The organism is Coprococcus sp. AF38-1, from assembly GCF_003603945.1.
Taxonomy (GTDB): Bacteria; Bacillota; Clostridia; order Lachnospirales; family Lachnospiraceae; genus Coprococcus; species Coprococcus aceti.
Genome location: NZ_QVGO01000009.1, coordinates 113,614 through 134,487, shown reverse-complemented (window position 1 = coordinate 134,487; position 20,874 = coordinate 113,614). Strand labels below are relative to the sequence as shown.

Here is a 20,874-nt window from a genome sequence, read left to right as displayed (position 1 = left end):
AATTTATTCCTCCCAATCTATCGCAGCTACAACGGCAGATATATTGTCCTTGCCGCCGTAGTAATTCGCTCTCTCCACCAGCTTCTCACCGACTGTCTTAAGATCATCCGACTCTGATACAATGTCCCGAATCTCGTCGTCCTCTATCATGTTCGACAAACCATCAGAACATAGAAGGATCTTATCATCCGCTGAAAGTTCTACTTCAAAGAAATCCGGAACCACATCATCACCTATTCCAAGTGCTCGGGTTATAATGTTCTTCTCTGGATGATTCCGTCCCTTATTCCTGTCGAGCTGACCATTCCTTATCAGCTCCTCAACCAATGAGTGATCAAGTGTGACCTGTCTTATCTCATTGTTAACTATATATAATCTGCTGTCACCTATATTCGCGACATACATGATTCCATCATCGATCACTGCAGCTACAAATGTCGTTCCCATACCTGCGTAATCCTCCGGATTGCTGAGCGCAAGCTTATACACCTTGTCATTGGCATATATTATCGCCCTCTTGAGCAGCGATACAGGATTGCTTATCTCGCTTTCACTTATATATTCAACTGCGGCTTCAATCGCCGTTCTGGATGCAACGTCCCCGGCCTTATGACCGCCCATGCCATCCGCAACTATGTACAGATTGCTGATAGCCCCTATTGGCTCATCTGTATAAAATATGCTGTCCTGATTCATGGAACGCTTTTTTCCAACATCTGTTATTCCAAATGATTTCATATATTCTCTCCATCAGCCTAAAATATTATCTGATACGCCACCTTGCCTATTTTAGCACAACACATAAAAAAGAACAAGACGAACTATTTATCCGTCTTGTTCTCCTCCTCATATTTACGGCGGAGCTGTCCGCACGCTGCGTCTATGTCACGCCCCATGCTTCTTCGCACCGTAGCTGTTATCTGGTTTCTCTCCAGAATATTTTTGAAATTCTCAATGGCGCTGTTATCCGCCCTCTCGTAATCCCTCTCCTTGATCGGATTTACGGGGATGAGGTTCACATGGCAGTTTCTTCCCCTTATGAGACGCGCCAGCTCGCATGCCTTCTCAGGGCTGTCATTCTGCCCTTTTACAAGAGAATACTCAAATGTTATCCTCCTGCCCGTCCTATCAAAGTAATAATCACAGGCGTCCAGAACCTCTGCAATGCTGTATCTGTTGGCTATCGGCATGAGTGCCCTTCTGTCCTCGTCATTTGGCGCGTGAAGCGACAATGCAAATGTAATGGAAAGCCCCATATCCGCAAGCCTCTTTATCTCAGGCACTAAACCGCAGCTCGACACTGTGACATTTCTCTGGCTTATGTTCAGTCCATTCTCGTCCGTCAGCATCTCTATGAACCTGACAAGATTGTCAAAGTTATCCAGCGGCTCTCCTGTTCCCATCACGACCACATTTGACACACGCTCACCTGTTATCTTCTGGATGCTGTATATCTGTGACAGCATCTCGGACGCTGTGAGATTCCTCACCAGCCCGCCTATGGTCGATGCACAGAACCTGCAGCCCATACGGCAGCCCACCTGGGATGATATGCACACGGAATTGCCATGCTTGTACTTCATGAGCACGCTCTCTATGACATTCCCATCATGGAGTCTGAACAGGAATTTATTTGTGCCGTCATCCTCTGAAATGAGTCTGGTGACAACGCTCACACCATATATTCCATATTCATCCATCTTCTCTCTGAGGCTTTTCGGCAGATTGGTCATCTCCTCCGTTCCGTCCGCAAGCTTCACATGAAACCACTGATATATCTGCTTCGCCCTGAATGCCGGCTGACCGGCACCGGTGACCCAGTTCCTGAGTTCTTCCATATTCATTGATTTCAGATCCGGCTGTCTAATATCCTTATCTTCTCTATCCTTTACTTCCATACTCTGTCCAATCTTTTATACATGTTCTATCTATTTTGTACGCACGAACTTCGATATGAAAAATCCATCACACTCATCGACTCCCTGTAACAGAGTTACATATCCTTTATCGCCGCCGTGCCCCGGTACAATCTCATCTATACTCACAGTCTCAAAATCATGATTTTCCACAAACCACTTAACATTGTTCTGATTCTCCCTGCTGTCTATAGTACATGTCGAATACACCAGTGTTCCACCCGTTTTCACATATCTGGATACAGTGTCAAGAATATCCCTTTGAAGCTGTGCCAGCTCGTCTATGCTGTCACCTGTCACATTGTACTTGATATCGTTCTTCCTGCCCATTATGCCAAGTCCCGAACACGGAAGGTCTGCTATTACCACATCAGCCTTTCCGACAAGGTTCTCATCAAGGTCTCTCGCATCCCATGCCTCGACAGTGACATTTGTCAGTCCAAGTCTGTCCACGTTCTCCTCTATGAGCTCCGTCTTGTTCTCGGTGAGATCCCTTGAGATAACCCTTCCTGTCTGTCCCGCAAGACTTGCGGCATACATGGTTTTGCCGCCCGGTGCTGCACACACATCCACCACCAGATCTCCATTCTGTATACCTGCTGCCCTTACAGCCAGACACGAACTCTGATCCTGTACAACAAATTCTCCATCCATGAATCCTGGGATCCTTCTGACATAATCATATCCCTTTATAAGAAGTGATGTGTCATTCAGGCTTCCTCGCACTGTCTCTATTCCAGCGGCCTCCAGCTTCCTCTCGACTTCATCAACGCTTATCCTGTCTGTATTCACCCTTATGGATGTCGGACGCATTTCGTAGCTGCTTCCGAGTATCCTGTCCACCGTTTCTCTGTCATAGTCCTGCAGCAGTATCTCCACAAGCTCCACAGGAACTGAATATTCAACCGAATAGTATTCCAAAGGTGATGTGTTCTTATCAGGGTATTTTATACCATCCCTGTTTCTTGCGATATTTCTGAGCACTCCGTTGACAAAGCCTCTGAGGCTTCCAAATCCATGATCCACCGCCAGCTTCACCGACAGGTTGCAGGCAGCCGAATCCGGAACAGAGTCCATAAAGAACAGCTCGTAAGTTCCCATCCTGAGGACGCATCTTATGAGCGGCTTGCACTTGTTCACCTTTGTTTTGGAGAACTGGTTTATTATGTAGTCCAGCTTTATCCTCTGCTCTGTGACTCCCTCGACCATTCTCGTGATGTACGCCCTGTCCTGTTTGCTCATGAACTGGTTGGCGCGGAGTGCCGTTCCAAGTGCTATATTTGAAAATGTATGATTTTTCTCTATGTCCAGTAATGTGGTCAGAACCACCTCTCGAGTCTTTGTATCCATTCTACCTCTGTCCATTCTTCATCAGATATATTTGATCAGATGTGCTCTCCGGCTGTGAGTTTATTGCCCGCAAGGAACGCCGCCGCATCCATAGGCTTCTTGCCCTCAGGCTGCAATCTTGTTATCTGGAGTGCATCCTGTCCACACGCTATGGCAAATGTCTTCTTGGTCACCATGGTTATCTCACCCGGTGCAATGCCATCCTCACGGCTCACTACCTTTGCCCCATATATCTTGACATTCTTGCCGCCTATCCTTGTGTATGCACAAGGCCATGGCTGAAGACCTCTCACAAGTCTCTCTATCTTCTCTGCCGGCTCACTGAAATCTATATCTCCCATACCCTTGTTCAACATGGAAGCGTAACAGCTCAGGCTGTCATCCTGAGGGGTCCGGACCGCAGTTCCATTCTCAAGCTTTTCAAGGGTTGACAGTATAAGCTGCGCACCGCTTGCCGCAAGCTTGTCCGTCAATGTCTCTCCAGTGTCATCGTCACCGATAGACACAATCGAATGTTCTATCATATCTCCGGTATCAAGTCCCTTTGCCATGTACATGGTGGTGACTCCGGTCTCCTTCTCGCCGTCAATGATCGCCCACTCGATAGGTGCCGCACCGCGGTACTTCGGGAGCAGCGATGCATGGATATTGACACATCCGTACTTCGGAATATTGAGTATGCTCTCAGGAAGTATCTGGCCATATGCTGCCACAACTATCACATCAGGTGCATACGCTCTGATGATGTCCACGTTCTCCTGCTCACGGAGCTTCACCGGCTGATATACCGGAATATCATATTCCATTGCCTGTACCTTCACCGGTGTCGGTTGAAGCTTTTTGCTCCTTCCCTTTGCCTTGTCCGGCTGCGTAAAGCATGCCACAACGTCATGTCCCGCTTCCACTATGGATACAAGTGCGTGCACGGCAAAATCAGGGGTTCCCATATATATAACTCTCATCTGCATGTCCTCCTTGTTATAGGTTAAGTATCTCTTAATTCTGCTCTACCTCGTGAAGGCCATCCTCGACAAGATCCTTGTAGAGCTTTCCGTCAAGATGATCAAGCTCGTGGCAGATAGCTCTCGCCAGAAGTCCCTCTCCCTCGACTGTAAACTCCTCCATATTCTCGTCAAATGCCTTGCATATTACATGCATAGGTCTTGTAACTGTTCCAAATTTTCCAGGAAGGCTGAGGCATCCCTCCTCACCTGTCTGCTCTCCGTCTGATTCTGTTATCACAGGATTTATAAGACAGAGTGGATTGTCATCGCCGACATCAATAACAACTATCCTCTTGAGGATTCCAACCTGAGGTGCGGCAAGTCCAACTCCATTTGCCTCATACATGGTATCAAACATGTCATCTATGAGTGTAAGTGTTCTGTCATCCATCTTCTCAACCGGTCTGCACACCTTTCTGAGTATGTCATCTCCGTCATATCTTATATTTCTTATCGCCATGTCCACAAATCTCCTTTTCACTAATACATATTTACCGGATTCAGGTCAAAGAATACGCTCACATCGTTCTCTCCGTTCTCCTTAAGCCATTCCTCGACATAATCCTTGACATCCACCAGCATCCTGTAATCCCGGTGTTTTATATACAACACCCGCCTGTACACATCCTTTATCTTTGATATGGCCGGTTCCGAAGGACCGATCACAGACAGATGTCCTGCATTTATATATTTTCCCCTTATAAGAGAATACATCCTATCCATTATATTGGCAAGCTGTTCTTCGTCCATGCCCGTGCCCATTATGACCATCATATTCCACTCCGGCGGATACCTCATGAGTGATCTGTACGCCTCCTCGATATCGTAGAATGCCCTGTAATTCTGGGACGCTGCCGCAGTTATGGCGTAGTTGTCCGGCTTGTAGGTCTGTATCACAACCTTTCCGGGCACATCACCCCTTCCGGCTCTTCCCGCAGCCTGGGTCAGCAGGTCAAATGTCCTCTCACCGGCTCTGTAGTCTCCGCTGAACAGTGTGAGATCCGCCAGCAGCACACCCACAAGTGTCACTCTGGAAAAGTCATGTCCCTTGACTATCATCTGGGTTCCAATGAGTATGTCCGCATCGCCTCTTCCGAAGCTCTCAAGTATCTGCTCATGAGAATTCTTCTTCGAGGTCGTATCCCTGTCCATCCTTAAAGTCCTGGCCTCCGGGAACAACCTGTGTACCTCCTGCTCGACCTTCTCGGTTCCGACTCCATAGCCTCCTATGAGCTTTGAACCGCACGCCGGACATTTGTCCGGCTCCGGCATTCTGAATCCGCAGTAGTGGCACACAAGCACGCCCTTCTGTGTATTATTTCCAGAGTGCAGTGCCATGGACACGTCACAGTGCGGACATTTCACTGCCTCTCCGCAGCTCCTGCAGGATACAAAGCTGTTATATCCCCGCTTGTTGATGAACAGTATGATCTGTTCCCGCTTGCTGAGCCTGTCCGCTATATCATTTGCAAGCTCGTCGCTTATTATGGATCTGTTGCCCCGGTGGAGTTCATCCCTGAGATCTACTATGCTTGTCTCTGCCATGGCTCTGCCCTCAACACGGCTGTCCATGGTCCACAGCCTGTACTCACCCGCCAGTGCACGCTTGTAGCTCTCCACGGAAGGAGTTGCGGAACCGAGTATGACACTCGCCCCCTCAAGCCTTGCACGTTCTATGGCAGTCTCCCTTGCGTGATATTTTGGCGGGCTGTCACTCTTATAGCTGCTCTCATGCTCCTCGTCTATTATTATCAGCCCCAGCTTCTCAAATGGGGTAAACAGCGCAGACCTCGGGCCTATCACCACATCCACATCGCCCTTCCTTGCGCGCTCAAACTGATCATACTTCTCCCCGCTGCTGAGCTTTGAGTTGACCATGGTCACACGGTCACCAAAGTATCTGGAGAAATATGTCAGTGTCTGATACGTGAGTGCTATCTCAGGTATCAGCACGATCGCCTGTCTGCCCGCGCGGACGACTTCACGGATACACCTCACATACACCTCAGTCTTGCCGCTTCCCGTCACGCCATGAAGAAGATAAGTCCTGTGTATACCCTGATCTGCATCACTTACGAAATCATCGACTATCCTCTGCTGGTCACTGTTAAGCTCTATATCAGGAGCCTCAAATGCCTGCTGCCTCACCGCGTCAGACACCACATCCCGGTATCTGCTGTCCTCAACGATACGAACGACACCTTCGTCCTCCATGGCCTTAACCGCCTGATGTGACACATTCAAAGTCCCGGTGGCCTCCGTCATTGGGAGCTCATGTCTCACCATAAGCTCGCGGAGGAGCCTGAGCTTTGCCCTGGCATTCTTCTTCATATATCTGTATTCCCATGTGTCCACATCCTCGCATGAAAGGACAACATATCTGACCACCACGGACTTAACCGTTTTTTTCACCGGCATCACCGTCTGGATGGCATTTATCATGGTGGAGCCGTAGTTCTCCTTTATCCACGCCGCAAGGGCAAGGAGCCTTCCCGGAGCTGCCACGCCGTCCTCGCACAGAGAATCTATAGACTTTATCCTGCTCTCATCATATTCCGTGGAATCCGATATCCCTATGACATAGCCTTTTCTCAGATTATTTCCCTTGCCAAATGGAATGTTGACCTGACTTCCTATCTGTATCCTGCCGGCAATATCGTCAGGAATAGCATATTGAAATGTTCTGTCTATCGCCTCATGGGATATATCAATTATCACATCTGCGTACAATCCCCGCATTTTTCTCCTCCAATATCTGCCGTATCATTTCTCTCTCGTCCATTTGTGTCCTGCGTCCCTCTATATCCTGATATGTCTCATGGCCTTTGCCGGCCAGAAGGACTATATCATCCCTGTCCGAAATCTCCAGAGCGTATCTTATAGCATCCAGACGGCTGCATATCTTTACATATTCTCCTCCGCCCTCGAGAACCCCGGTCTCAATATCCGTCATTATCGCCTCCGGGGATTCAAACCTCGGGTTATCACTTGTTATGACCGTCATATCCGCCAGCCTGCCCGACACAAATCCCATGCCTTTTCTGCGCCCGGCTGATCTGTTGCCGCCGCATCCGAACAGACATATAAGCCTCTTCGGCCTGTACTGTCTGAGGGTGGTCAGTACATTTTCCAGGCTCACGGCATTGTGGGCATAATCGATGAATATCCTTGCGTATCCCGGAATCTCCACCGGCTCGAGTCTGCCCCTCACCTTCATATCCGACTGCGAATCCTGCATTACCTCCATCGGTATCCCGATGATCCCGCAAGTGGTTACCGCAGCAAGAGAATTGTACACATTGAACTCTCCCGGTATGCCAACAGTCATGTAAGTGCTCTCCCCGTCCGTTCTCTCACACTCATAGCCTATCCCCATAACTCTATGGAGAATGAGCCTGTGTATCGCTCCCGCCATACACACATTGCCATCCCCGGCTGCAGTGTGATTCCTCACACCATAATATACCACTTCAGCCCCTGCATTCACAGCCTCGGCAGCAATACACCCAGAATACATGTCATCTGCATTTATCACCGCAGTCTTACACTTTGAGAACAGGCTTCTCTTCCATCTCCCATACTCGGCAAATGTGCGGTGTTCATTCCGCCCAATGTGATCCGGAGCAAGATTTGTATATACGCATATATCAAATTCTATCCCTGACACACGGCCGTGCATAAGCCCCTGTGACGATACCTCCATGACGCAGTATTCCGCACCATTTGCCACCATGTCTGCAAGCTTGCGATGGAGATATATCGTTCCCGGAGTGGTGTTCACAGATGGTATCTTCCGGATACAGTCATCGATCTCTATGGTTCCCACAAGACCGGTTCTACGCCCCCATCTGTCCAGCATAGACTTTATCATACATGCGACCGTGGTCTTTCCCTTTGTCCCGGTCACACCTATAACCTTCATACTTCGTGACGGAAAATTCCAGAAATTATTACATATCATTCCTATACCGTGGCGATAGTCATACAGTCTCACGATCAGTACACAATCGGTATCCCCCCAGCGTCCGGCTGACCGCTCCGCAGGTATGCCGATATCATCTGTCATGACTATACACGCTGCGCCCCTTGCCACGGCATCATCTATATAGCGATGTCCATCTGTTCTCGCACCTCTCCGGCACACAAAAAGAGTTCCCTGTGTGACATCTCTGGAATCATCTGCCAGATCCGTAATCTGACAGTCAATGTCCCCTGCCAGGATCTCATAGACCGTGCCTTTTAGAACATCTGACGCCCTCATGATACACCTCCCGTCGACATATTCCTGTTTATTTAGAATATGCCACATCCGGCACAGTTGTGTATCAGAAAAATAGGAGGCTGTGCTAAAAGCTCCAACCTCCATTCTTCTCACTTACCGCTATATATTCCGGTCTGTTAATCCTCGTCTGCTCCGACGATCTTTACCTTTCCATGGTAAACTTCATCTACAGCGATGGATAATGGCTTCTTCTTTGGGTCTGCTGCCACCATAGGCTCCTGGCCATCAATGATCTCTCTTGCTCTCTTTGCTGTTGCAAGAACGATTGAATATCTGCTGTTTACTACAGGCTGCTCACCTGGCTCAACCTCTGCATTTACTACTGACATTAAGTCTGTGTATGATGGATGTAACATGATATTATATCCCCTTTCTTATATGATTATTGAAATATTCTTCTAAACTGCTGTCCACTGTTATCCAGTCTAATTTATCAGAGTTTCTTTATCTCTGCAAGCTCTTCTTTTATTCCGGCTATATATCCAAGCTGATTATCTCTTCTGCAGCCATAGCTTCTGATGACTGAATCCACGGTGTGTATACACTCGTCCAGATCATCGTTGACTATGATGTAGTCGTACTTGTCCATGTCCTCAGCTTCCTCTGTGGCCTTTCGGAGTCTCTTGATTATGGTCTCCTCCGACTCTGTTCCTCTTCCTGCCAGTCTGCTCTTAAGCTCGCTTATGCTTGGAGCTGATATAAATATGAGAAGCGCATCAGGGAACTGCTTCTTGACATTGAGTGCACCCATGACCTCTATCTCGAGTATGACGTCCTTGCCATCAGCAAGCTTCTCCTCAACATACTTCTTTGGAGTTCCATAATAATTCTCTACATACTGTGTCCACTCGATAAATCCGCCGTAGTCAATGAGATTCTCAAAATCCTTGCGATCCATGAAATAATACTCTCTTCCATCGACCTCACCCTCTCTCGGTGATCTTGTCGTCGCCGACACTGAAAGGTTATATCCAAAATCCGACACAAGTCTCTTGACAACTGTGCCCTTTCCAACTCCTGAAAAACCGGATATGACTATGAGCGATCCACGCTTTGTACTCTTATCTGCCATCATCATTACCTCTAAAAATTATGTATTCTATTCCAGATTCTGTATCTGCTCTCTGACCTTCTCTATGTCAGTCTTGAGCTGTATCGCCTTGTCTGACACATCAAGTGAATTGGCCTTTGAAAGTATCGTGTTCGCCTCTCTGTTCATCTCCTGTGCGATGAAATCCAGCTTCCTGCCGACGCTTCCGCCATCCTCCAGAATCTTCTTCGTGCTGCTGATATGGCTCTTAAGCCTTACAGTCTCCTCGTCCACACATATCTTGTCCGCATATATAACGACCTCTGTGGCGATCCTGTTCTCATCTATAACAGGATTGTCAAGAACCTCTGTGATCTTGTCCGTGAGCTTGCGTCTGTACTCCTCCACAAGTTCAGGTGATATCTCCTCTATATAATCAACGGCAGCTCTCATTCCGTCAAGCTTGTCGATCATGTCCTTCTTAAGGTTCTCTCCCTCTGTTATCCTCGACTGCACGAACACCTTCGCAGCCTCGTCAAGGGATGTCTCTATTATCTTCCACAGCTCATCCTGGTCAACCGCCTGCTCCTCAACCGTGAACACGTCAGGGAAGCCTCCAAGCTGTGCAGGTGTTATGCTGTTCTCAATTCCAAAATCCTTGGACATCTCCTCGAAATATCCCATGTACTTCTCGGCAACGTCCTTGTTGTACTTCAGCTTGACATTGTCATCCGAGAAATCCTCGTATGTGATGAACACGTCAACCTTTCCTCTCTCAATATATTTTTTGAGATATGTTCTTATGTTTGTCTCAAAGAAGCTTATCTTCTTTGGGAGCTTTATATTGATGTCGCAGAATCTGTGATTGACTGACTTCATCTCTACAACTATCTTGTATGCATCAGTCACCCTCTCGCTGCGGCCAAATCCTGTCATGCTTTTTACCATATCTGTCTCCTAATATTCCCAGGTTATATGTTGTTTTCAATTACCTGATAACAGATAATATATTATACTTCACACCTGTTTAAAAATCAAATTATTTATTGTACTTCCTCTATTCCCGCAATCCTCGGCTCTGCGATCATCGAGTAATTCGTATGATATATTACAAATCCAGGCTTTGCCCCCGCAGGCTTTTTGATATTTCTGCGCTCGGTATAGTCTATCTCCACCTTCGGTGCCGTCCTTCCAGACGAATAATACGCTGCAAGTCTTGCCGCCTCCTCATATGTAGAATCAGGAAGTTCTCCCGCACCCTCAAGTCTCACGATGACATGGGAACCCGGCATCTTCTTAGCATGGAACCACATATCCCCACCATTTGCGAATTTAAATGTGAGCTCATCGTTCTGGATATTATTCTTGCCCACATACATATGGAATCCATCGCTGGATATGTAGTGCAGCGGTTTCGACTTTGCCTTTTTCCTGTCGCCCTTGCGTCCGTAATGTCCCTTTACATATCCGCAGGCTACGAGCTCCTCCTTGACCTGTGCCAGTGAATTCTCATCTATCGCCATATCAAGGAACGTCTGTACCGACTGAAGATGCTCCAGCTCACTCTTCGTCTCGACAGTGAGCTGTGTAAGTGCCTCATAAGTCCTCTTGAGCTTGTTGTATCTCGCAAAATATCTCTTGGAGTTATCCATAACAGATATGGTCTTGTCAAGCGGGATCTTTATCATCTCGTTAGTATAGTAGTTGAGAGCCTCAAAACTGTCCGCTCCCTGTTCTATATTGTAACCATATGTGTTGATCAGTTCTCCGTACACACGGTACTTTTCCCTGGATTCAGTGTCCTTTAACTGAGCGAGCTGCAGGTCGTATTTCTTGCTCGTTCTCTCAATGGCATTCGAGACGATCTTTCTGAGATCCGATGACTTCTGTCTTATCCTTGTGACCGCACTCTTTCTGTAGAAATACTCATCAAGCACCTTTGAAATGTCATCCCTTGATTCTATGGTCTTGTCGCTGTACATCGACAGATGCACCGACGAGAACTCCACTGGAGTGTAACCGTCCAGTATGATTTCAGGAGTATAGTTCCCGTTCCTTATATCAGATACTATCCCGGCAAATTCATCATAAAGCCTTGCGACATCCGCCTCGCTCATGCTGTCCACAGGCATGTTGCCGTCAAGTCCTGCCCTGTAGGTTATCTCACTCGCCACAACCGGTGAAAATCCGGTTATGTTCTGGTATATCGCCTTTATGATATTCGTAGGGCTCGAGCTCACACGCTCTATGAAGTCCCCGCGCTCTATCTCAAGCGGGGATACCTTTCCTCCCGCCGGAGGATACTCATAAGTCCTGCCCGGAAGAACCTCCCTCACTGAGCTCACCATATGGGATATATGCTTTATGCTGTCGATGATGACATTCTCATCCGTGGCAAATATGATATTGCTGTGCTTACCCATGATCTCTATGATGAGTTTCTTTCTCTTTAGATCTCCAAGCTCGTCCAGATGCTCGATGACCATGACAACTATTCTCTCAAAGCCCGGCTGATACACATCAACTATCCTTCCGTTGTTGATATGCTTCCTGAGGAGCATACAGAAATTCGGCGCTGTCATAGGATTCTCCTTGGCGGACTGCTGAAAGTATATAAGCGGGAGGCTTGCATCCGCAGACATGAGCAGCCTGTAATTCTCCCTGTTATTCTTTATTACTATGTTGAGCTCGTCCTTCTCCGGCTGATATATCTTATATATCCTTCCGTCGATGAGCTTCTCCTTCATGTCTCTTACCACATTGGATATCACTATTCCGTCAAACGCCATATCTGTCTCTCCTATATCCCTGAAAAAAGGCAGAAAATGCAAATTCATTCTCTGCCTCTTCCATATCTACTACCACATTACTGCTATCCTGATCCTACAGTGAATTGTAGAGATCCTTATATATATTCGCTGAGTTGTACCATGAGTAATCCTGTCTCATGCCACGCTCCTGGATTCCATACCATGCCTCTTTGTTGTTATAGTACACTTCCTTTGCATAGTTTATGGCATTGAGGAGCTCATATGCATCATAATTAGCAAATGAGAATCCTGTTCCTGTACCCTCGAACTGATTATAAGCCTCAACAGTATCTGCAAGACCACCTGTCTCTCTTACTACTGGAACTGTGCCATATCTGAGTGCCATGAGCTGTGTGAGTCCACATGGCTCAAATCTTGAAGGCACGAGCATCACATCGCAGCCTGCATACATCTTATGAGATCTCTCATCTGAATAATAGATGTTCGCTGATACCTTTGCAGGATGTATTCCCTGATAATACTTGAACATGTTCTCGTACTTGCCGTCACCGGTTCCGAGGACGATGAACTGTACTCCGTCACAGCATATATCGTTCATGATCCTGTCAACCAGATCAAGACCCTTCTGGTCTGTGAGTCTGGATATGATTCCTATTACAAACTGATTCTCATCCTGAGGAAGTCCACATTCCTTCTGCAGTTCGATCTTGTTGATCTTCTTGAGCTGTCTGAAGTTATCCACGCTGTAGTTCTTATATACCTGTGGATCTGTTGCAGGATTCCATACCTCGTAATCTATACCGTTGACAATGCCCCAGAGTGACTGCCATCTGGCACTTAAGAGCCCGTCAAGTCCCTCTCCATAATATGGAGTCTGTATCTCCTTGGCATATGTGTTACTTACCGTTGTTATCTTATCTGCATATACAAGTCCGCCCTTGAGCATGGCAGCATCCTTCTGGATCTCCAGCTTGTCCGGTGTAAATACATAATCAGGGAGCCCTGAATACTCCTGAATGGTCTTTATATCCCACTTGCCCTGGAACTGGAGATTATGAATAGTCATAACAGACTTCATGCTTGTATAGAACATATCTCCTGCAAACAGAGTCTTGAGATATACAGGCACAAGTCCTGCCTGCCAGTCATGACAGTGAAGTATATCCGGCTGGAAACCGATCGATGGAAGGATCGAAAGCGCTGCCTTTGAGAAATAACAGAACTTCTCGATATCCCACTTTACATCACCATAAGGTGTAAATCCGTTAAAGTAATACTCGTTATCTATGAAATATACCTTGACACCCTCATACTCCAGATACATAACGCCAACATAATCATTCTTGTAACCGATGTCCATATAAAAATGCGTTATATACTGCATCTTCTCCCTGTACTTGTTCGGAATACAGAGATAATTCGGCATGATGACTCTCACATCATACTCGTTCTTATCAAATATCTTTGGCAGTGTTCCAACTACATCCGCAAGACCACCCGTCTTTATAAATGGCACACACTCTGATGCTATATATGCAACCTTCTTCATCAAATAAACCCTCCATGACATTTAGACATTAAATCCTTGTATATTATATCACACGGGTATCCATAATTCAATAAATCAGTGTATCTATATTGTTGCATTTGCCACATTCCGCTGATATACTTTTAGCATGCAGCCGCACGCAGATACGGCTGCGATCACAATCCAGAAAACAGGAGATTTTCAATGTTAGACATCACCATCACCGAGACCAGGGACTTCGTGAAGAAGCTTCTGATGGACAATACATTTGACCGTTTTCTCGCCATGGAAGCATTTGTAAAAAGCGGGATAACATACAGCTTTGACGGAAGGGTAAACAAGGATTTCTATGACAAGGAGGAGCTGGAGCTCATGGCTTCCACATCCTACGCCTCATGGGAGTCCATAAAAACACATGTATATAATGTTATAAGAGGAAAGAAGCTGCCACTGAGCTTCAAGATAGTGCTCGTGCTCTCCCAGCCGGACATCATGGATATGCTTGAGAAGAACCATCTCACCATACCGGTATCCGATGTGGCAAATCTCACCTTGAACGTCTACTATGACGGCATGAGCATACAACTCACATCCATGGCGACCCAGAACATATTCACCATGGATAAGACCCTTGAGCATGTGTGGGATGCGGAGATCAGGGATTTCCTGAAGACTGCCGGAATATATTTCACCGAAAGCTGATTTTTTGAAGAAATTTAATATGATTTTTGAAGATCCGGCACCTCATCTGATGCCGGATTTTTTTACGCGCCGCCCCCTGTTAGCACTCATTTTGTCTGAGTGCTAATTTTTTCTTGACTTTAGTTCCCAGCTGATTTATCATACCTTTTAGCCTGATGTGTCAGTGTACATTTCTATTAAGATTGAACACAGATCGAGGATGACACATCTTTCATTGAAAACCATTATATTTTAAGGAGATGTATACAATTATGAAGAACGGAAATTTATCGATCAACAGTGAAAACATTTTCCCTGTCATCAAGAAGTGGCTGTATTCAGACCACGATATATTTGTCAGGGAGCTTATATCAAACGGCTGTGATGCCGTGACAAAGCTTAAGAAGCTGTCTCTCATGGGCGAATTTGACGAGCCGGATGAGCCATATCGTATAGATGTGACCACAAGTGCCAACGACAAGACCATCACATTTACCGATAACGGTATCGGTATGACTGAGGAGGAGGTTGAGAAATATATCAACCAGATCGCTTTCTCAGGAGCCGAGGCATTCCTTGAGCAGTACAAGGACAAGGCAACAGAGGAACAGATCATCGGCCACTTCGGACTGGGCTTCTACTCCGCATTCATGGTTGCCGACAAGGTCACCATCGAGACAAAGTCATACAAGGACGGCGAGGACGCTGTATACTGGGAGTGCGAGGACGGCCTTGAATACTCCATGAAGAAGTGCATTAAGGCTGACCGAGGTACTACCATCACCCTTTATCTGAACGAGGACAGCTATGAATTTGCAAATGAATACAGGATCAAGGAGGTCATCGACAAGTATTGTTCGTTCATGCCTGTTGAGATCTACTACACCAACGCAGACGAGCCACAGGAAGATCCTAAGGATGCTACTGTAGACGTGGATGCAAAGGAAGTCAGCGACACAGCAGATAATGCTGAGGGCAGCACTGACAGCAAAGGCCCAGACGCAGACGATATAAAGACCGAGGAGAAGAAGCCTGAAGCTCCTAAGCCACTCAACACCACTACCCCACTGTGGGCAAAGCATCCAAACGACTGCACCGACGAGGAATACAAGGAGTTCTACAGAAAGGTATTCCACGACTACAAGGAGCCTCTGTTCTGGATACACCTGAACATGGACTACCCATTCAACCTGAAAGGTATCCTGTACTTCCCTAAGATCAATACACAGTATGACAACCTTGAGGGAACGATCAAGCTGTACAACAACCAGGTATTCGTCGCCGACAATATCAAGGAAGTAATTCCTGAGTTCCTCATGCTCTTAAAGGGATGTATCGACTGTCCTGATCTCCCACTGAACGTATCACGTAGTGCGCTTCAGAATGACGGATTTGTCAAAAAGATCTCAGACTACATCACCAAGAAGGTTGCAGACAAGCTGTCCGGCATGTACAAGACACACAGAGAGGACTACGAGAAGTACTGGGATGACATCAACCCATTTATCAAGTTTGGTTGTCTGAAGGATCTCAAGTTCCTCGACAAGATGAAGGACTTCTGCATCTACAAGAACCTCGAGGGCAAATATATAACTCTCCCTGAGTATCTTGAGGCAGGAAAAGAAAAGTACGAGAACAAGGTATTCTATGTAACCGACGAGCAGGCTCAGTCACAGTACATCAACATGTTCAAGGCTGAGGGCATGGACGCTCTGATCATGACACAGACCATAGACAGCCCATTCATCACTCTGCTTGAGCAGAAGAACGAGAATGTTCACTTCTACAGAATAGACGCTGAGCTCTCTGACAACTTTGTCGGCGAGGAGCTCTCAGAGGAGACTGCAAAGGAATACAAGGATAAGCTCACAGCTACATTTGAGAAGGCTCTCGACATGAAGAACCTGAATGTAAAGGTTGAATCCCTGAAGGACGAGAACACATCTTCTATCCTCACCCAGCCTGAGGAGACAAGACGTATGCAGGAAATGATGAAGATGTACGGCATGGCCGGTATGGATCCATCAATGTTCGGTCAGGGCGAGGGCGAGACACTCATCCTGAACAGCAACAACAAGCTTGTTAAATACGTTCTGGACAACCCTGACAGCGACAACACAGCTACGATCTGCTGCCAGTTATATGATCTGGCCGTACTTGCCAACCGTCCACTGTCAGCAGAGGCAATGACCAAGTTCATCGCAAGAAGCAACGAGATCCTTGGAATACTTACAAAGTAATATAATCTGTCTGCCGGTTTACGGCAGCAGATCCTAATGGATAACTAACACAACAAAAAGCAGCAGCCCGATATGTCTTTGATAGCATATCAGGCTGCTGCTCTTTTATTCTATTCCACTCCCTAGTGGGCAAGTATCTCCACTCCATGTTCTGTCATAACCAGTGTGTACTCCCACTGTGCCGATGGTGAGCCATCCTCCGTGTAGATAGTCCAGCCGTCATCTGCATCCTGATATACATCAGGGCCGCCCATGTTGATCATAGGCTCAATGGTGAACACCATTCCCGGAGCAAGCACATAATCCTTGCCAGGCTGTCCTATATGACTTACATAAGGCTCCTCATGAATTGCAAGACCTACTCCATGGCCGCCTATCTCACGGACAACCGAATAGCCCTGCTCCTGTGCAAATTTGTTGATGGCATATCCTATATCTCCTATGGTCACATATGGCTTGCTGCACACCTCAACACCTATATCAAGAGCCTTCTTTGTATCCTCTACAAGCTTCTTCCATGCAGGATCAACATTTCCCAGCATGAACATTCTTGATGAGTCTCCGAAATATCCCTTGTACTCTGTTGTACAGTCGATATTAACTATATCTCCATCCTGGAGAATAATGTCATCACTTGGAATGCCGTGGCATACCACATCATTTACCGATATACACACACTCTTAGGATATCCCTCATATCCAAGACATGCAGGAATAGCGTCTATGGACTTTGTATAGTTATAGATAAGGTCATCCAGCTCTCTGGTAGACACTCCTATCTTGACAAATGGAGTTATGTAGTCGAGCACAGATGTGTTGACCTTTGAAGCCTCCCTGATTCCCTCGATCTGCTCTGCGTTCTTGATCATCGCATGTGTAGGGATCTTGAATCCTCTGTTCTTCATATCCTCAAGCTTATCGTCAAGAGCCAGGTGACAGGTCTTGTATTTCTTACCACTTCCGCACCAGCACATATCATTTCTACCAAGTTTCATAATTAACCTCTTTCTTTATTGCATAATATTTTCATTACATACCTATGGTATTAGCCACAAATACTATAATACGTTTTTGAGAATAATTCCACATTTTAATATGATAAATATTGTCAATTATCCTCGTCTATCCCCAGATACCTGGCAACATATGTATAATACCCCGACTCCGTTATGTTGTCAGCTGCTGTAAATTTATCCGCGACATATAGCTGCATCGCACTGAAACTGTCATCCGATATCTCCGCACCCGTGTGGGATGTCAGCGTGTCCGTGACTGCGTTATATTCAAATGCATCCGTTATAAAGCTTCTGTCCGGGAACAGCACCAGGCCTGTACTGTCTGACAGGATATCCCTTCCTATGATGAGCCTCGAATCATAATCCGCTTCCATGAGATTGAGCATGGTCGGCAGGATATCTATACTGCTGCACACCTTGTCAACTCTCACCGGCTTCTCCATCGACGCCGACCATATGACAAGTCTGCTCCTGTACGCATCAAGACTGTTTCCAAAGTTCTCCCCTGCCAGTTCGTCCACAACGTCCATATTGTCATACGGTACATGATCCCCCGCCAGGACGATAACAGTATTGTCCAGCAGCCCCTTCTTCTCAAGTCTCTTCATCATATATTCAAGCATCTTTTCCATTTCGTACTGGGATGCCAGATATGCCTTTGTCGTATCCAGGACATAGTTAAGGTTACTGACCACAGCCTTGTTCTTCTCCGCCATGGCATTTGCCGCACCGTATCCATATGGCACATGACCGCTGACCGTCAGGTAGTACAGGTGGAACGGCTGCGTCTCTGTATACTTGTCAAATGTCTCCTCCATCATGACAAGATCCGACTGAGGCCACATGTCCTGCCCGTTCTCGTCAGTCTGGTACTCAAGCCCATTACCGCTGGCTATCCACTCGTATCCCAGCGCCGTATGGGTGATATTCCTGTCATAATATGTATAGTCGTTGTCATGGAATCCGTAACAGCTATAGCCGAGTCTCTTGAGCGTATTCGCCATGGAAAACAGCATGCCATTCTCATTGTCGGCAGCCCTGCACATACTGAGGTATGAACCGTTCTTAGTCGGGCTTCCCATCAGGTTTGCATACTCTCCGCCTAATGTTGAACCATACCATAGCGGCTGATAGTAATTTTCAAAGACAAAGCCCTCGTCCGCAAGTTTTGACAGTGTAGGGAACAGACCGGAATCAAGCGCATAGCCTGAGAACCCCTCCGCAGTTATCCATATGACATTATAGCCCTCGAACATACCTGTATATTCATTCTTATTTGTCGGGGGTATATTTGCAAAATATTCGCTGAGCGATGAAACCGCATCATTTCCCGCAAGGTCATTTATGGCATCAAAATCCAGATCCAGGACATTCGGGGATGTGTCGATCACAACCTCCTCTGTGGTCGCTTCCGCGACATCCACCGTCTCGGTGGTAATCTCCTGCATCGTTGTGCTCTCTGTGGAGGCAAGTGAGTCGATATCGACCTCACCACCCGAGGCAAAGTTTATCCTGCTCTGTGCTGAGCTCTTGCCTGCGATACCCTCTCTGACATCCACCACAAAACTCTCCATGACGCCGAGCTTTTCAACAGAGAGATCAACCGATGTATATTCCTTGTATAAATTGTACGGACTGTACACATCCGAGGCCACAGCCCACATCACAAACAGTGTTGTGGCATACACCAGAGCTGTTCCGGCGGCACCTATGAGGTTCACCCACCACCTTCTCCTGTCAAATGCCATAAATGTCCATATGCACACGATCATTATGAGCACCGGGACAGCCAGAAGAATAACGTCCACTATCTGTGCCTTTATATTGGATATGACCGTGTCCGCATTGTCCACAGCCTGATTTCCGAATTTTATGGTTCCAATAACAGACAGATAGTTGTTGAAGACCGAATGATATACGTACTGGGCGATGAAGATCACACCCGTAAACAACGTGAACAGCGTTGCAAGTATCTTATTGATGACCGGCGGAAAAAATCCTGTCAGCACGCTGAACACGCCTCCAACCACCACCGCAAATGCTATTATAGCGGCTATGTTCCCATCATCCAGGCTGAAATTCATGCCGTGAAACAGCAATTCATAATACAAGATCAACACAGTGAACAGTATCCACCCCGACCATTTTCTGAAATATTCTCTTACATCCCCAAACATCGCCTTAAAAAACTTTATCATACGTTGGAATCTCCCATATAAACAAAAAAAATAAAGATATGGCCCTTAACTCCATATCTTTATTTTATATAATATTTTAAGACTTTTTACAATATTTTAAGATATATTATATCTACTTTACACCGTACTGATCATAGTAAGCGTCGATAGCGGCCTTAAGGGTGTCATCTATGATAACTCTTCCCTTATACTCTCTGTTGTAAAGATGCTCCACTACCTCTGCCATTGTTACGATAGCTGTTGTCTTGATTCCGTAGTTCTCCTCGATCTCTGTCAGCGCACTCTTCTCGCCCTGGCCTCTCTCCATTCTGTCTACTGAAACCACAAGACCCATGACATCCACGTCGCCCTGTGCCTTGATGATAGGAAGTGTCTCCTGAATAGATGTTCCGGCTGTTGTGACATCCTCGATGATGACAACCTTATCGCCATCCTCTATAGGACTTCCAAGGAGTATTCCCTTGTCGCCGTGATCCTTTACCTCTTTTCTGTTTGAGCAATACTTGATGTCCTCATCGTACATCTCTGCTATGGACATAGTTGTCGCAACTGTGAGAGGTATTCCCTTGTATGCAGGACCAAATAACACATCAAAATCCAGACCAAACTCTGCATTTATAGCCTCAGCATAATACTCGCCAAGTATCTTGAGCTGGGCACCTGTTCTGTAAAAGCCTGTATTGACAAAAAATGGTGTCTTTCTTCCACTCTTTGTAACGAAATCTCCAAACTTGAGTACGTTACAGTCAATCATAAATTCGATAAATTCCTGCTTATATGCTTCCATTTTAATAAAACCTCCTGTATTTACAGGGGTTCCGGGGAACCCCTTATTCTCAAAATAGCCTTACTACACAC

17 protein-coding genes are annotated in these 20,874 nt (G+C 46.5%); 2 read left to right on the top strand and 15 right to left on the bottom strand.

Annotated features, from left to right (window positions below; translation table 11 throughout):
* Nucleotides 1-3 precede the first annotated feature (3 nt).
* The 12 genes from DW025_RS13915 to glgA all read right to left on the bottom strand — a co-directional run bounded on the left by DW025_RS13915 (nt 4) and on the right by glgA (nt 13,902).
* On the bottom strand, nt 4-738 hold the full coding sequence (locus DW025_RS13915) for a Stp1/IreP family PP2C-type Ser/Thr phosphatase (protein WP_015534819.1): 735 nt from the start codon (nt 736-738) through the stop codon (nt 4-6).
* Between the two features lie 83 nt (nt 739-821).
* A complete protein-coding gene (gene rlmN / locus DW025_RS13910; RefSeq protein WP_015534818.1) occupies nt 822-1,898 on the bottom strand; it encodes a 23S rRNA (adenine(2503)-C(2))-methyltransferase RlmN in 1,077 nt (358 codons plus the stop codon).
* 30 nt (nt 1,899-1,928) lie between these two features.
* Entirely contained in the window at nt 1,929-3,266 is a 1,338-nt protein-coding gene (gene rsmB, locus DW025_RS13905; protein WP_120000414.1) for a 16S rRNA (cytosine(967)-C(5))-methyltransferase RsmB, read from the bottom strand.
* Nucleotides 3,267-3,301: 35 nt separating this feature from the next.
* Nucleotides 3,302-4,228 (bottom strand): methionyl-tRNA formyltransferase, encoded by a 927-nt coding sequence (gene fmt / locus DW025_RS13900; protein ID WP_118649089.1) that lies wholly within the window; start codon nt 4,226-4,228, stop codon nt 3,302-3,304.
* Between the two features lie 34 nt (nt 4,229-4,262).
* Nucleotides 4,263-4,730 (bottom strand): peptide deformylase, encoded by a 468-nt coding sequence (gene def / locus DW025_RS13895; protein WP_015534815.1) that lies wholly within the window; start codon nt 4,728-4,730, stop codon nt 4,263-4,265.
* Between the two features lie 20 nt (nt 4,731-4,750).
* On the bottom strand, nt 4,751-7,009 hold the full coding sequence (gene priA, locus DW025_RS13890; protein WP_120000393.1) for a replication restart helicase PriA: 2,259 nt from the start codon (nt 7,007-7,009) through the stop codon (nt 4,751-4,753).
* Nucleotides 6,978-8,531, bottom strand: a complete 1,554-nt coding sequence (locus DW025_RS13885) for a UDP-N-acetylmuramoyl-L-alanyl-D-glutamate--2,6-diaminopimelate ligase (protein ID WP_120000391.1) — start codon at nt 8,529-8,531, stop codon at nt 6,978-6,980. Before DW025_RS13885 ends, priA begins: the two co-directional genes overlap by 32 nt.
* Before the next feature lie 137 nt (nt 8,532-8,668).
* Nucleotides 8,669-8,908, bottom strand: coding sequence for a DNA-directed RNA polymerase subunit omega (gene rpoZ, locus DW025_RS13880; protein ID WP_015534811.1), 240 nt, complete (start codon nt 8,906-8,908; stop codon nt 8,669-8,671).
* 77 nt (nt 8,909-8,985) lie between these two features.
* On the bottom strand, nt 8,986-9,624 hold the full coding sequence (gene gmk, locus DW025_RS13875) for a guanylate kinase (protein WP_117549074.1): 639 nt from the start codon (nt 9,622-9,624) through the stop codon (nt 8,986-8,988).
* A gap of 27 nt (nt 9,625-9,651) precedes the next feature.
* On the bottom strand, nt 9,652-10,530 hold the full coding sequence (locus DW025_RS13870; RefSeq protein WP_117549075.1) for a YicC/YloC family endoribonuclease: 879 nt from the start codon (nt 10,528-10,530) through the stop codon (nt 9,652-9,654).
* Nucleotides 10,531-10,625: 95 nt separating this feature from the next.
* Nucleotides 10,626-12,371, bottom strand: a complete 1,746-nt coding sequence (locus tag DW025_RS13865; protein ID WP_117549458.1) for an Rqc2 family fibronectin-binding protein — start codon at nt 12,369-12,371, stop codon at nt 10,626-10,628.
* 94 nt (nt 12,372-12,465) lie between these two features.
* Nucleotides 12,466-13,902, bottom strand: coding sequence for a glycogen synthase GlgA (glgA, locus tag DW025_RS13860; protein ID WP_055224132.1), 1,437 nt, complete (start codon nt 13,900-13,902; stop codon nt 12,466-12,468).
* A gap of 183 nt (nt 13,903-14,085) precedes the next feature.
* On the opposite strand from glgA, the gene DW025_RS13855 reads away from it, so the two are divergent.
* A complete protein-coding gene (locus DW025_RS13855) occupies nt 14,086-14,583 on the top strand; it encodes a DUF5721 family protein (RefSeq protein WP_120000390.1) in 498 nt (165 codons plus the stop codon).
* A gap of 251 nt (nt 14,584-14,834) precedes the next feature.
* Nucleotides 14,835-16,802, top strand: coding sequence for a molecular chaperone HtpG (gene htpG / locus DW025_RS13850; RefSeq protein ID WP_117549077.1), 1,968 nt, complete (start codon nt 14,835-14,837; stop codon nt 16,800-16,802).
* Nucleotides 16,803-16,924: 122 nt separating this feature from the next.
* Here htpG and DW025_RS13845 read toward each other — a convergent pair whose 3' ends face one another.
* The 3 genes from DW025_RS13845 to pyrE form a co-directional block, all read right to left on the bottom strand.
* Nucleotides 16,925-17,797 (bottom strand): methionyl aminopeptidase, encoded by an 873-nt coding sequence (locus tag DW025_RS13845; protein ID WP_015534804.1) that lies wholly within the window; start codon nt 17,795-17,797, stop codon nt 16,925-16,927.
* Nucleotides 17,798-17,910: 113 nt separating this feature from the next.
* Nucleotides 17,911-20,016, bottom strand: coding sequence for an LTA synthase family protein (locus DW025_RS13840; RefSeq protein WP_118649085.1), 2,106 nt, complete (start codon nt 20,014-20,016; stop codon nt 17,911-17,913).
* 112 nt (nt 20,017-20,128) lie between these two features.
* Nucleotides 20,129-20,803, bottom strand: a complete 675-nt coding sequence (gene pyrE / locus DW025_RS13835; RefSeq protein WP_120000388.1) for an orotate phosphoribosyltransferase — start codon at nt 20,801-20,803, stop codon at nt 20,129-20,131.
* Between the last annotated feature and the right edge of the window lie 71 nt (nt 20,804-20,874).

What these genes read in the sequence shown, in the direction of transcription:
- htpG (WP_117549077.1), top strand. Translation starts at nt 14,835, where the DNA reads ATGAAGAACGGAAATTTATCGATCAACAGTGAAAACATTTTCCCTGTC.
- DW025_RS13840 (WP_118649085.1), bottom strand. Translation starts at nt 20,016, where the DNA reads ATGATAAAGTTTTTTAAGGCGATGTTTGGGGATGTAAGAGAATATTTC.
- DW025_RS13870 (WP_117549075.1), bottom strand. Translation starts at nt 10,530, where the DNA reads ATGGTAAAAAGCATGACAGGATTTGGCCGCAGCGAGAGGGTGACTGAT.
- rlmN (WP_015534818.1), bottom strand. Translation starts at nt 1,898, where the DNA reads ATGGAAGTAAAGGATAGAGAAGATAAGGATATTAGACAGCCGGATCTG.
- DW025_RS13845 (WP_015534804.1), bottom strand. Translation starts at nt 17,797, where the DNA reads ATGAAACTTGGTAGAAATGATATGTGCTGGTGCGGAAGTGGTAAGAAA.
- priA (WP_120000393.1), bottom strand. Translation starts at nt 7,009, where the DNA reads ATGCGGGGATTGTACGCAGATGTGATAATTGATATATCCCATGAGGCG.
- DW025_RS13855 (WP_120000390.1), top strand. Translation starts at nt 14,086, where the DNA reads ATGTTAGACATCACCATCACCGAGACCAGGGACTTCGTGAAGAAGCTT.
- DW025_RS13885 (WP_120000391.1), bottom strand. Translation starts at nt 8,531, where the DNA reads ATGAGGGCGTCAGATGTTCTAAAAGGCACGGTCTATGAGATCCTGGCA.
- DW025_RS13915 (WP_015534819.1), bottom strand. Translation starts at nt 738, where the DNA reads ATGAAATCATTTGGAATAACAGATGTTGGAAAAAAGCGTTCCATGAAT.
- glgA (WP_055224132.1), bottom strand. Translation starts at nt 13,902, where the DNA reads ATGAAGAAGGTTGCATATATAGCATCAGAGTGTGTGCCATTTATAAAG.
- def (WP_015534815.1), bottom strand. Translation starts at nt 4,730, where the DNA reads ATGGCGATAAGAAATATAAGATATGACGGAGATGACATACTCAGAAAG.
- pyrE (WP_120000388.1), bottom strand. Translation starts at nt 20,803, where the DNA reads ATGGAAGCATATAAGCAGGAATTTATCGAATTTATGATTGACTGTAAC.
- DW025_RS13865 (WP_117549458.1), bottom strand. Translation starts at nt 12,371, where the DNA reads ATGGCGTTTGACGGAATAGTGATATCCAATGTGGTAAGAGACATGAAG.
- rsmB (WP_120000414.1), bottom strand. Translation starts at nt 3,266, where the DNA reads ATGGATACAAAGACTCGAGAGGTGGTTCTGACCACATTACTGGACATA.
- rpoZ (WP_015534811.1), bottom strand. Translation starts at nt 8,908, where the DNA reads ATGTTACATCCATCATACACAGACTTAATGTCAGTAGTAAATGCAGAG.
- gmk (WP_117549074.1), bottom strand. Translation starts at nt 9,624, where the DNA reads ATGGCAGATAAGAGTACAAAGCGTGGATCGCTCATAGTCATATCCGGT.
- fmt (WP_118649089.1), bottom strand. Translation starts at nt 4,228, where the DNA reads ATGAGAGTTATATATATGGGAACCCCTGATTTTGCCGTGCACGCACTT.